The sequence below is a fragment of the Myroides sp. DW712 genome (assembly GCF_046557355.1).
GTDB lineage: Bacteria > Bacteroidota > Bacteroidia > Flavobacteriales > Flavobacteriaceae > Flavobacterium.
Genome location: NZ_JBKFDO010000020.1, coordinates 34170 through 46600, shown reverse-complemented (window position 1 = coordinate 46600; position 12431 = coordinate 34170). Strand labels below are relative to the sequence as shown.

The following is a 12431-nucleotide window of genomic DNA, read 5'->3' as shown; positions in this document are numbered from 1 at the left end:
AACACCCAAACAAATATAAAGTAGGCGAGATAAACCGTGTAAATCAAACCAAATCCTCACCAAATCTGATCCTTTCTAAAAAAAAATGTTGTATTTAATTTTTAAAAAGTATATGTTTGTCCTTGTATGAAAATGAACGCCTTACATATCGCCCAGCAAAACATCTACAAAACACTTGCTTTGTTTTGTGCGGTATGGCTTATTTTCTCTACCTGTTCGATGCAAACAAGTTTGTCTCATTTACTTCAACAGGATTCCCTTGCTTTAGAGCTACCGACAAAACCAAACAAAACGAAGAAACAAACTACAGTAGTAGAACGCAGTTGTCAACAAAATAGTATACAAGATGACAACACAACTATCTTACAGCAAGCGGGATGGGATTTTTCTTCTCCTTTTGTTGCGCTTCTAGTCTCTACATTTTTAGTTTTCTTTTTAGGAGTTCGTCTCACAGGAGACACTACCAATCACCCTCTTTATCCGGACAGTTCACAACTTCAGGGAAAACTTCCTCTATTTATTGCGTTTCAGAATCTGAGAATTTGATTTAATGCTTTACTTATCTATCGCTAGCCTTCTTTTTTTAGACCGGCTATGGCTATAGCTATTCTGTATCGTTAAAACAAATCAACAATTTGAGGTCTAGTTTTCTTAGGTCTCTTTCAAATTCTCTTTCTCATGGAAACGAATTTTCGTTCAGCTACTTTATTGTGGTTGACTTGTTTGAGTATGACACTACAGGCCCAAGAGCAGCCTACTATGACGTTGGGTAGCTTGTGGCAAGAAGTGGAACACAATTATCCAGGTTTACAGGCACAACAAGCCTTAGTTACCTCCAAGGCAAGTCAGCAACAAGCAGTAAAAAGTCAAGCATTACCTCAATTTAAAATTCAAGCCCAAAACTCCTATGGTACTTTTGAAGGAAGTAATGGCGCCTTTTTTCCACAGGCTGGTTTCTTCAATGTCAGTGGAAATCCAGATCTGCTCACTGGTACCGACCAAACCTTCAATACCTTCGGTTCTGCTGTAGTAGAATGGGAAGTTTTTGCTTTTGGCAAACAGCAACAAGAAAATCAGGCTGCCCAGGCACAATACCAACAACAAGTGGCTCAAAAAGAAGCCTATATCCTCCAATTAAAGAAAGAATTAGCCTTGAGACATATTCAAAATCTCTATGCTACAGCCAATTGCGATTGGATGAACAAAAATGCGGATCGATTAAAAAGTATTAAATCAATCACGGAGGGATTAGCACTATCTGGGTTAAAACCAACAGCAGATAACTTATTAGCACAATCTTCTTATTTACAGGCGGCAGGTCAACAAAGTTATTGGAAAGGAAACCGCCAAGCGACGCATATTGCATTAACAGAACTCGTTGGAAATTCCATCGACACCTTAGATGCCAACCACGTCCGTCATTTTCTAAGCTTTCCTCTCCATGAAACCTATACATCAACTGCTGCGGAAACCGTAGAACATCCCTTATTAACCCAATACAAACAAGAAGCCTCTTACTTTGAGCATAGCAGTAAGTCTATAGCAAGAGCAGGACTCCCTAGTATAAAACTCTTAGGGGGATATGCTATTCGAGGCACTGGTATTCAAGCCCATACCGCAACAGATAAATGGAAAGATGGCTTTTCCAATAGTGTAGACAACTATCTTGTTGGGGTTGGAATTACGTGGAATTTCTCTTCTTTATTGACCAATCAACACAAAAAGAAAGCCTTAAATAAGCAGACTGAAAGTGCAGAGAAAAAGCATCAAACGTATGAACAGGCACTTCAAACCAATATAGAGGCGAGTCAAGTTCAACTAAAAGAACAAGTCCATCAACTACAGCAAACCCACCAAGCCATTGTCCATGCTACAGAAGCTTATACGATGTATATGGCGCGTTACAAGAGTGGGTTGATTACCCTTAGTGAACTCTTACAGATTCAACAGCTACTGGAACAAGCGGAGAAAACCCATATTGAAGCTACCCAACAATATTGGAAACAACTTGTTACAGCAGCGACCTTAACCGCTGATTTTGATTTTTTATTTACTAATTTATAATATAGACACCTATGAATCTGATCCGATTTGCCTTAAGAAAGCCGATTGCTATTCTAATCGTTGTATTAGCCTTGGGCTTCTTATCGATTAATTCGATTAAGAAAATCAATGTCGATATCTTCCCTGAAATAGAGCTTCCTTCCATTTATATTGCCATGCCTTATGGTGGGCTTTCTCCTGCCTATATGGACGGATTTATGGCGAATGAATTTCAAAAAGTATTGCTCTTCGTTGGAGGCGTACAAAACATTGATTTTAAAAGTGTACAAGGATTAACCTTGATGAAGCTTTCCTTTTACCCAGGAACAGATATGGCGCAAGCCGCGGGAGAAGTATCTACTCAAGTATCGCGTGCGATGGGCTTCTTACCTCCTGGTGCTGTTCCTCCCATGGTGGTTAGATTTGACGGTAGTTCACTTCCAGTAGGGCAACTCGTTTTTGAGAGTCCCCAACGCAGTATTACCGAATTACAAACCATGGTACAAACGAGAATTCGACCGATGTTTGTCGAGATTCCTGGGGTGACTGCCCCGGCTCCCTTTGGAGGAAACGTACGCTCCATCTTAGTTAATATTGACCCACATGCCATGCAAGCCCATGGATTAAGTCCTGAAGAAATTACCTTGGCCATTACTAAAAACAGCCACCCTTCTCCAGCGGGTAACATCCGCATTGGCGAGCAAAATCTAATGGCGCCCATTAATTCCATTGCCTCAAATCCAGAAGTATTTCTGCAAACGCCTATCCGCACAACGGCGGATCGAACGATTTATGTCAAAGACGTCGCTCAGGTTATTGATGCTGCAGATCAAACCACTGGATATGCGTTAATTAATGGCACACGTTCCGTATACTTACCTATTATTAAAAAAGCAGATGCCTCTACCATTGATGTAGTTAAGAATTTAAAAGCATCTTTGCCTATGCTGGAAAATACACTTCCAGAAGATGTTTCCATCCGTTATGAATTTGATCAATCCAAATACATCGAACGTTCGCTGACTAATTTAATTCACGAAGGAATTTTAGGAGCGTTATTTACGGGCTTGATGATTTTCTTATTCCTAGGGGATACCCGTGGAGCCATCATTGTGATTTTGACAATTCCAGTGGCTATCTTATCTGCTGTAGCAGCCCTATATTTTATGGGGCAAACCATTAATATCATGACGTTGAGCGGACTGGCTCTCTCCATTGGTATTCTCGTCGATGAGGCCACGGTAACCATTGAAAATATCCATCAGCATTTTGAGATGGGTAAATCCAAGGCCCAAGCGATTTTAGATGCTTTATTGGAAATTTCAATTCCTAAGTTGCTTATTTTACTGTGTATTTTAGCGGTGTTAACCCCCGCTTTTATCATGACAGGGATTCCGAAGGATATGTTCATGCCACTGTCCATGGCAGTAGCCTTTGCGATGATTTTTTCTTTCTTAGCCTCTCAAACCTTTGTTCCAATTTTAGCTAATTGGTTAATGAAGAACAAATATTTGGCGATTTATGACAAAAAGACAAAAAGACAACGCAAATTCTTTGAAAAATTCCGCTTGCGTTATTCTCAAGTAGTTCGCAAATGGCACAAGCGATCTCGTGCACTTTTCGTTGGTTATGTCGTTGTAGCAGTAGGCTGTATTGTCATTCTCTTACAGTTTATAGGAACCGATATTATGCCTGCCTCTAACAGTGGAGATTTTCAAATTCGAATCGAAGCGCCTCAAGGCAGTAGAATCGAAAAAACGGAGGAAATTGTGAAAGATATCATTGGCGATATTGCTGCTGTACTTCCTGAAAACGGCATTTCTATTACCTCTTCTTTTGTGGGTATGCACCCCTCTGGAACACCGATTAACCCGATTTTCTTATTCACGAATGCTTCCCATGAAGCGGTACTACAAGTAGCTATCGATCAAACGATTTACACTGGTTCCATTGCCGAATTGAAAGAAGAAATTCGCGCTAAAGTACACGAAAATCGTCCAGAGGTATTGATTAATTTCGAACCCATGGAATTGGTGGAGAAAATCATGGGACAAGGAGCCATGACACCTATCGAGGTAAAAGTAGGCGCTAGACAGATTAAAATGGCGGAGACTCATGCAAAGAAAATCGAACAAGAGTTAAAAGAAATCCCCTATTTGCGCGATATTCGACTTGCAGAACCGTTGGATTATCCCACTTTGCAAATTGAAGTCAACCGTGAGCTGCTGGGCCAATTTGGTTTAACAATGAGTGATGTAACGCGAAGCTTAGCTACAGCAACATCCTCTACGCGTTATACAGACAAAAACTTATGGGTGGATCCCAATTCTGGATTGGTGTTCCAAGTACAAGTTCAAATGCCAGAAGGAACTATTGACAGCGCCGAAAAACTCAAGGCAATTCCCCTAAAGAAAGGCAGTTTACGTCCCATCTTGGAAGATGTAGCCACAGTTAAGCAAATGAATGAAGCTGCGCAGGTCAACCGAAAAGGGCCAAACCGTTATGTGACAGTAATTGCTAATATTCACGATAAAGATTTAGGAGCTGCATCCAAAGCAGTAAAAAAAGCCATTGCCAATGTTGGAGAACCCCCAAGGGGAACCATTGTATGGACCGAGGGAACCCTCAATTTACTCGATGAAACCCTAGGGAATTTATTAGTAGGGTTAGGAGTTGCTGTTATTACCATCTACTTGATGCTATCGGCTTACTATCAATCCTTCCGATTGCCTTTGGTTATTCTATCCGTATTACCGGCTGTTATTACGGGGAGTTTACTCTTGTTATTCCTCAGTGGGAGCACCTTAAATTTACAATCCTATATGGGAATCATTATGTCGATTGGGGTGTCCGTATCCAATGCTGTTCTCCTGATTAATCAGGCAGAATACTACCGAAAAGAAATGCGATTACGCACGGTTAATGCAGCTCGTTTAGCAGCTTCTTCTCGTTTACGTCCCGTATTAATGACAGCTGCTGCCATGGTAGCGGGTATGTTTCCCATGTCGTTAGGTTTAGGTGATGGTGGAGAGCAAGTAGCTCCCCTAGGACAGGCAGTAATTGGAGGGCTTTTAGCCTCAACCGTTACGATTTTACTGCTGCTTCCTCATTTCTTTACCTCAACAATGAGCAAAGCAACCGTGGTTGGTCCTTCCTTAGATCCTGATGATCCTAAAAGTAAATTCCATACCCTTGAAACCCACTAATTTTGATTTTTAATAGCATACTTATGAAACGATATTCCATTTTATCCCTTGCACTATTGAGTAGCGCTGTATTTTTTACGGCGTGCAAGGACAATACATCAACCGAAGCAAAGGAAACACAGCTACCTGTTGCTCAAGAACTAAGCACTTCTATCTTACAGGAATTAAATCCCACTTATACCATCAGTGTACCAGGTGAAATCAAACCCTATGAACAAGTAGCACTTTACGCGAAAGTATCAGGTTTTATCAAACATTTATATGTAGACCGAGGTGATTACGTAAAAAAAGGTCAGCTATTGGCGGTACTAGAAGCGCCAGAACTGAACCAACGTGCATTGTCTGATCAATCCATCCAGGACAAAGCCTATAGTGATTACCTATTAGCAAAACAAGTACACGACCGCTTGGTTGAAGCTTCTAGTACGACAGGTGCTGTGGCTCAAGTGGAGTTAGAGCGAGCACAAAGCACGATGAACAGTGCGAAAGCTGCTTTTGAATCAGCCAAAGCCAGTACAGCGCAAGCCAAACAATTGCAGGATTATTTACGCATTATAGCGCCATTTGATGGGATTATTACTCAACGTCATCTATCCAGTGGTTCATTGGTAGGCACTAACAGTACACCTCCTATTTTTGAGATGGCTCAAAACAATCAATTGCGTCTAACAGTTTCTATTCCAGAAAAACACGCGGCAGCCATCTCGTCAACCACAGCGGCGACCTTTAGCATTAGCGCCTATCCAGGAGAGCAATTCAAGGCTCCACTTTCCCGCACTTCGGGCGTACTCAATCAACATGATCGCTCGCTAACTTTAGAATTTGATATTGATAATCACACCAGAAAATTACAAGGTGGAGATTATGCACAAGTAAAACTCAACCTACAGCGCAAACAACCAACGCTGTGGATTGCGACTAAAAGTATCCTCAATACACAATCAGGAAATTTTGTTCTTACCAAAAACGGGGATCAACTAACGAGAGTTCCCGTGGAATTAGGTGTACAATTGGATACAATTACCGAAATATTCGGCTCGCTAACTAAAACAGATGTAGTAGTAAATAAGCCGACAGAAGATATGAAAAACGCAAAAAAATAATTTATATGATTCAACAAAAAATAAAACAAAGATTTTGGGGACTTGCCTTGGTCTTAGGATTGAGTTTAAGCGGGTCGTTCTCCCTTTATGCCCAACAAAAAACAAACCCAACAGTTAATACCCAAACAACGGATGCTGTATTTTTAGATGCCAAAGGAAACAAAGTTTCGCTGAGTTCCCTTCAAGGGAAAGTGGTTTTTGTTAACTTTTGGGCTACTTGGTGCCCGCCATGCATTAAGGAAATGCCTTCTATTCAGACTTTGAAAGAGAAAATGAAAAACAAAGATGTCGTTTTTTTACTTGTAGATATTGATGGAAATCACGAAAAAGCGAAAGCTTTTATGGATAAGCGAAAGCTTGATCTTCCAGTATATACACCAGCAGCTACCGTTTCAAGTACGTATTTAGGATCTTCTATTCCTACCACAATCATCTTTGATAAAAACGGCAATATGATTCAACGCATTGTAGGCGGGGTTGACTTTGCTTCAGAAGAAGTAGAACAATTTATGAATCAGGTTTTGAAATTGTAAATTAATTATTTTCAAACAGTTAGAAAACAGTCCACTGAACCCCAGTAGGCTGTTTTTTTATCTATTTTTTCTTCATTTTTAATTTATTCTAAAAACAGATACACTAATAACACTGCGATTTTACTGAATTAAGAGCAATAAAATTAGCTATTAAGAAAAAATAAAAGAATAAACACTTCACTATCCCTTAAAATATTAAAAAACAAATAATTCTTTTCTTTTAGGCCTTAAGATTAAGTTTAAGTTAATTTTTTGTTTATTTTAGCAAATACCAAAACCAATCAAAAAACAAAATAAATGACGCTACTATACATATTTCCAGTAGTTTTAGGCTTAATCGGCTTCTTCAACCTACTTTTTCATTTTAAACAGGTGAACTTACTAGGCTACCGAAGTCATAATGCTTTAAAAGATGATAAACACTGGCGCATCGCACAACGCACCAGTAGCTCGTCTCTTATTGCAGCTAGTTTATTTCTCATTTGTATGAATTATACCTTAGCTCAATTCGACTACGCAGCACAAACCGTACAGGCAATTATGATTACTGCCAATATCTTTTGTGTCTTATATACCATCATCCATACAGAAATGGTTTTGGAAAAAGTAGATCAAAAAATCAATAAAAACTATATTCAAAAATAATTTCAATTATTATTTCTTCCTCTTTCTTGTGCTAACGATTACAACAGCCAGAAAACATTTTACTTTGCTTTAAAATCACTACTACTACTGGGGCAAGAAAGAGGTTTTTTATCAAACAATATTATTTTACTTACGCAAAAAAGGTAAGAGCTTGTATGGGTTCTTACCTTTTTTTTATAGGGTGTGTCCATAGTGTCTCCATAGTGTCTCCATACTAAGTCCATTAAAACCACCCTTTTTTATAGACTCACCTTGCTCTCAACACCCACTCACCTTGCTAACATAAAAAAAGAAGCGAGAACAAGACTAAAAATAGAGGCTAAGAAATCAATTTTGAATTGATTTAAATAATTATTATTTATATTAAAATAAATTTTATTAAATTAGTGCTTAAGAAAATTAAAAAAATTGAAAACAAAACACAAATTACCTACCCATTGTCCAAGTTGCCATAATAAATTACACGTGACACAATTAGCCTGTGAACATTGTGAAACAATCGTAGGTGGACAATTTAATCTTCCTCTACTCTCCCAATTAACGCAAGAGGAACAAGACTTTATTTTGCAATTTTTTCTTTACAGCGGTAGTTTGAAACAAATGGCACAGCAAATGAATATTAGTTATCCAACCGTGCGAAATAAATTAGATGACATGATTGACCATATTAAAAAACTACAAAATCAATAAGACAACCGCAACCAACACCATCAATATGAAAAATAGTTTACTTCAACCTTTTACTTATTTTCAAGAAAAACAATTACTTCTATTTGGACTAGTTATTGGCCTGCTCAGTTGCCTGCTACAACTTATCACGCATACGCGCATCATTTCTATTTTGCAACTGACCGCCCTAGATCAACCCCCAACTTTTTTACAAGCGATTTGCGATTATACTATTAGTTCAATCGCAATGGCTCTTGCATTATTTATCTTTGGTCGAATCATCAATCCAAAAACACGATGGATCGATATTTTCAATACCATTATTATTGCGCGGATCCCTTTGTTTCTTCCACTTTTTTTTGATATCAAGGGCTATATCAGCAACAAACAAAAAGCACTCATCCAATCGATTAGTAATCCAGAGGCTATAACCAATCAAATGGAAGGTTTCCTTCCGATTCTGATTTTTGCTATATTTTGTTTACTACTTTTAATTGTCTTTGGTTATTATCTCTATCAAGGATTTAAGACCGCTACACATCTAAAGAAACCAGGACACATTATTATATTTATTGTCTTAACTCTTGGGATTGACCTTTTAACTCGCTTACTAACAACCCTATACTAATATGAAAGTTCTTATTCATTTCTTTATTTTTCTGTTTACTCTTTTGACTGCGCTAGTGGGAATGGCTCAAACGCCTAGCATCAAAGAAATTGCAATTGATCCGCAGTTATTAGGTGATCTATATACCACAACGCCCCAAAACGAGAATCTCGTTATTATTGTACCTGGATCAGGACCGACCAATCGCAATGGAAATAGCTATATAGGATTAAAAGGTGATTCGTATAAAATGTTAGCCTCTGCTTTAGCGCTTCAAAACATTGCTGTCTTTACCTATGACAAACGCATTATTGCACAACTAAAAGCCAATCAAATAAAAGAAGAAGAGGGGCGTTTCGAAGATGGAGTAACGGATTTAGCCCTGATTGTTGCTTATTTTGCTCCACAATATTCCCGTATTACCTTAGTGGGGCATAGTGAAGGTGCTCTAGTGGCCAACCTTTTAGCAAACAAGTCGGCTAAAGTTACGAAATTCGTCTCCTTACAAGGCCCTGGAACAACTGCAGATCAGCTTATTTATGAACAAGTTATGCAACAATTACCAGCTTTAGGTCCAAAAGTAGCAGAAATTAATGCGTCCCTCAAAAAAGGGCAAACGGTAGAGAATATCCCCTCTATGCTTCAGGCGTTGTATCGTCCTAGCGTACAACCATACTTAATTTCGTGGATACAATATGACCCTCGTGTAGAAATAGCAAAAATTAAACAACCCGTCTTGATTATTGATGGAGATAAAGATTTACAAGTTCCAATAAAACAAGGCGATTTGTTGAGTCAAGCGAATCCCAAGGCTAAACGTGTGACCTTGAAAAACATGAATCACGTATTAAAACAAATTGACAAAGAGGAAGACAATATGAAAAGCTATGGAGCCCCTTCTTTTCCGCTACATCCCGAACTAGTTCCGACCCTGGTGTCCTTTATTCTAATACCTTAAACAAGTTCATATGTCAGATAACCTTCTTTTTAATCTCTTTTTTGCCCCCATTATATTTCTTGCTGTCGCTTTTGTGCTACCACAGTGTAAGCAAATTGGTCCGATAGGCTATCGTACACCTCGCAGCATGAAAAATCAAGCCAATTGGGATTTTTCCCAAAAACTAAGTGGACAACTCCTACTCTTTTTGGGTCTAACATTGCTCTTGGTCAATACGCTTTTTTACTTTGCTATCTTACCTTCCGCCTATTTTAATTTAGCTGAAATGATTTTGATTGGCGGTGGACTTCTTTCAGTTATTCTCTATACAGAGTACCGTTTATATTGCTTTGAAAAAAGCAACAAATTTTAAACCACAAGCAAAGCCATTTCACGCAACTGTTGTACAGGCTTGGAATACCAAAAAGGTTCAAAGTCTGTAGAACAAGTGGTTTCAAAACTCGTTTTCATCTCTTGGTAGGTCTTGGTCTGTGTGGCACTACCTTTTAACTCCTCAATAAATGCGGCAAACCAATCCCCTTCTTCTCGATCCAAACTAACCGTAAGGGTATCGTTCTTGGTATAAAAGATAAGGTTGACCATTTCAAAAACGTTTCCTTTTTTCTTTTTATCGAAATACTCTTTATAGGGATACGTACCCAACCAAACAATTTTTTGATTTCCTCTATACGTTGGGAAAAGTTCACTTTCCAAGCAAGTAGCAATATAATCGGGGCGAATAGATGTACGAGGGACTTTGAAGTCAAACCACTCATTTAAAGGCCAATCCAGACACATGCCATGCATAAAGTTAAACAGGGATTTCTTTAATCCAAAAGAGAATTTATCGTGAATAGCCCCATTCATTTCTACGTGAGGGACATCGTTATTGGCGAAAGCACTATCTTCTGTTTTTTGTGCAATCACTTTATATTCTTCAGGGTTCATTCCCACTGGTGAATGAGCAGTCATGGCAAATTGATGCCAAAAACCCGATTGCATAATACCTGCCTCAAATAGTTGGCGTACCATTTCTAAACTGTCTATCGTTTCTTGAGCCGTTTGCGTTGGAAATCCATACATCAAGTAGGCGTGAACCAAAATTCCTGCTTCTGTAAAATTTCGATTTACACGAGCTACTTGTTCCACCGTTACTCCTTTTTCGATGAGTTTTAACAACCGATCCGAAGCAACTTCCAATCCTCCAGAAACAGCAATACAACCCGAAGCTTTCAATAACTGACATAAATCACGCGTAAAGCTCTTCTCAAAGCGAATATTCGTCCACCAAGAAACGGTAATCTTACGGCGAATAATTTCTAACGCGACCTCCCGCATCAAAGCGGGTGGTGCCGCTTCATCCACAAAGTGAAACCCCGTCTCACCTGTTTGTGCAATCAACGTTTCCATCCGATCGACAATCAACTTCGCGGCTACAGGTTCATATACCTTGATATAATCTAAACTAATATCACAAAAGGTACATTTTCCCCAATAACAACCATGAGCCATCGTCAATTTATTCCAACGTCCATCACTCCACATACGGTGCATCGGATTAACCACTTCTATTACAGAAATATACTCATTGAGCTTTAAGCTCGAATAATCAGGGGTTCCTACGTCTGCTTGTTTGTAATCGCGTTTTAGTGGATTATTGATATAACGCACTTCTCCCTCGTTACAGACGAAGGTGCGTTTCAATTCTTCTTGCGTTAATTTTCCTTCTACGTGTAGAATCAAGTTCTCTAAAGGAGCTTCCCCATCATCTAAGGTAATAAAATCAAAAAACTCAAATACGCGAGCATCGGATAAAGAGCGTAATTCCGTATTGGGATAGCCACCTCCCATGGTCACCTTTATTGTGGGATGATTTTGTTTGATCCACTGTGCACAGCGAAAAGCACTGTACAAGTTCCCCGGAAAGGGAACAGAGAATCCGACAATCTTAGGATTGGATTGCGCAATGATCTCCGTCAACAGTTCAATCGTCAATTCATCAATAAAGGTCAACGGTTGTTGGAGCGATTCATATAGCTCATCAAACGTATGAGCCGATCGCCCTAAACGCTCTGCATAACGACTAAATCCAAAATGAGGATCAACCGTATCGACAATTAAGTCAGCTAAATCTTCTAAATATAAGGTAGCTAAATGCTTGGCTTGGTCTTGAATCCCCATGGAACCAAAGGCCCATTCCAATTCTTCTAATTGTTCAAAGCGCGAAGCACGGGGCAAAAAATCTTCTTTAATAATTGTATGGGCAAACGTAGGATTTTTCCCTTGCAAAAACTTAATCACTGCCTCAATGGTAGCGATATACTCTGTTTCCAAGGCCAACATCCGATGGGTATTTCCGTTGACTTCTTCGACTACAGTGTGAATATAATCAAATAAGCGAATCAGTCCTTTTTTGCTAAATAGCTGTAAAATAACTTCGATTCCCAAATCGCTCTGATAGCTTGAGATAGACAAAGTATTCAGAAAGCCCGTAATATAGGCAGTCGCTGGATAAGGCGTATTCAGCTGTGTAAAAGGCGGAGTAATTAAAGTAATTGTCGTTTGCACCCTCAATAATTTAAGCGACAAAATTACCTACATTTTTTTAGTATAAATAATATTTTAAATTTTTCTCCTCCAATTGATTTATTTTAAGTTAATTTTAAGTTATATTTACCGTACACTCAA

General features: G+C 38.9%; 11 protein-coding genes. 10 read left to right on the top strand and 1 reads right to left on the bottom strand.

The window, feature by feature from the left end; translation table 11 throughout:
* Positions 1-132: 132 nt before the first annotated feature.
* From ACLJX0_RS13655 to ACLJX0_RS13610, 10 genes are all read left to right on the top strand, one after another.
* Positions 133-546: a hypothetical protein gene (locus ACLJX0_RS13655; RefSeq protein WP_410881128.1), complete on the top strand. Its 414-nt coding sequence runs from the start codon at positions 133-135 to the stop codon at positions 544-546.
* A gap of 132 nt (positions 547-678) precedes the next feature.
* Entirely contained in the window at positions 679-2064 is a 1386-nt protein-coding gene (locus tag ACLJX0_RS13650) for a TolC family protein (protein WP_410881127.1), read from the top strand.
* A gap of 11 nt (positions 2065-2075) precedes the next feature.
* The gene (locus ACLJX0_RS13645; RefSeq protein ID WP_410881126.1) at positions 2076-5249 is read left to right on the top strand and encodes an efflux RND transporter permease subunit; all 3174 of its coding nucleotides are present in this window, start codon (positions 2076-2078) and stop codon (positions 5247-5249) included.
* A gap of 23 nt (positions 5250-5272) precedes the next feature.
* The gene (locus tag ACLJX0_RS13640) at positions 5273-6352 is read left to right on the top strand and encodes an efflux RND transporter periplasmic adaptor subunit (protein ID WP_410881125.1); all 1080 of its coding nucleotides are present in this window, start codon (positions 5273-5275) and stop codon (positions 6350-6352) included.
* Positions 6353-6357: 5 nt separating this feature from the next.
* Positions 6358-6885, top strand: coding sequence for a TlpA family protein disulfide reductase (locus ACLJX0_RS13635; RefSeq protein WP_410881124.1), 528 nt, complete (start codon positions 6358-6360; stop codon positions 6883-6885).
* A gap of 297 nt (positions 6886-7182) precedes the next feature.
* Entirely contained in the window at positions 7183-7530 is a 348-nt protein-coding gene (locus ACLJX0_RS13630) for an SdpI family protein (RefSeq protein ID WP_410881123.1), read from the top strand.
* Between the two features lie 408 nt (positions 7531-7938).
* Complete coding sequence (locus tag ACLJX0_RS13625; RefSeq protein WP_410881122.1) at positions 7939-8220, top strand: DUF2089 domain-containing protein; 282 nt, start codon at positions 7939-7941, stop codon at positions 8218-8220.
* Between the two features lie 25 nt (positions 8221-8245).
* The gene (locus tag ACLJX0_RS13620) at positions 8246-8827 is read left to right on the top strand and encodes a hypothetical protein (protein ID WP_410881121.1); all 582 of its coding nucleotides are present in this window, start codon (positions 8246-8248) and stop codon (positions 8825-8827) included.
* A gap of 1 nt (position 8828) precedes the next feature.
* A complete protein-coding gene (locus ACLJX0_RS13615; protein ID WP_410881120.1) occupies positions 8829-9764 on the top strand; it encodes an alpha/beta hydrolase in 936 nt (311 codons plus the stop codon).
* 10 nt (positions 9765-9774) lie between these two features.
* The gene (locus ACLJX0_RS13610) at positions 9775-10116 is read left to right on the top strand and encodes an SdpI family protein (protein WP_410881119.1); all 342 of its coding nucleotides are present in this window, start codon (positions 9775-9777) and stop codon (positions 10114-10116) included.
* Here ACLJX0_RS13610 and ACLJX0_RS13605 read toward each other — a convergent pair.
* On the bottom strand, positions 10113-12311 hold the full coding sequence (locus ACLJX0_RS13605) for a B12-binding domain-containing radical SAM protein (protein ID WP_410881118.1): 2199 nt from the start codon (positions 12309-12311) through the stop codon (positions 10113-10115). The two genes, ACLJX0_RS13610 and ACLJX0_RS13605, sit on opposite strands and share 4 nt — an antisense overlap.
* Positions 12312-12431: the final 120 nt, after the last annotated feature.

Bases quoted from the DNA above. Each gene is read 5' to 3' on its own strand.
- ACLJX0_RS13640 (WP_410881125.1), top strand. From the start codon at position 5,273: ATGAAACGATATTCCATTTTATCCCTTGCACTATTGAGTAGCGCTGTA.
- ACLJX0_RS13630 (WP_410881123.1), top strand. From the start codon at position 7,183: ATGACGCTACTATACATATTTCCAGTAGTTTTAGGCTTAATCGGCTTC.
- ACLJX0_RS13655 (WP_410881128.1), top strand. From the start codon at position 133: ATGAACGCCTTACATATCGCCCAGCAAAACATCTACAAAACACTTGCT.
- ACLJX0_RS13615 (WP_410881120.1), top strand. From the start codon at position 8,829: ATGAAAGTTCTTATTCATTTCTTTATTTTTCTGTTTACTCTTTTGACT.
- ACLJX0_RS13610 (WP_410881119.1), top strand. From the start codon at position 9,775: ATGTCAGATAACCTTCTTTTTAATCTCTTTTTTGCCCCCATTATATTT.
- ACLJX0_RS13650 (WP_410881127.1), top strand. From the start codon at position 679: ATGGAAACGAATTTTCGTTCAGCTACTTTATTGTGGTTGACTTGTTTG.
- ACLJX0_RS13635 (WP_410881124.1), top strand. From the start codon at position 6,358: ATGATTCAACAAAAAATAAAACAAAGATTTTGGGGACTTGCCTTGGTC.
- ACLJX0_RS13620 (WP_410881121.1), top strand. From the start codon at position 8,246: ATGAAAAATAGTTTACTTCAACCTTTTACTTATTTTCAAGAAAAACAA.
- ACLJX0_RS13645 (WP_410881126.1), top strand. From the start codon at position 2,076: ATGAATCTGATCCGATTTGCCTTAAGAAAGCCGATTGCTATTCTAATC.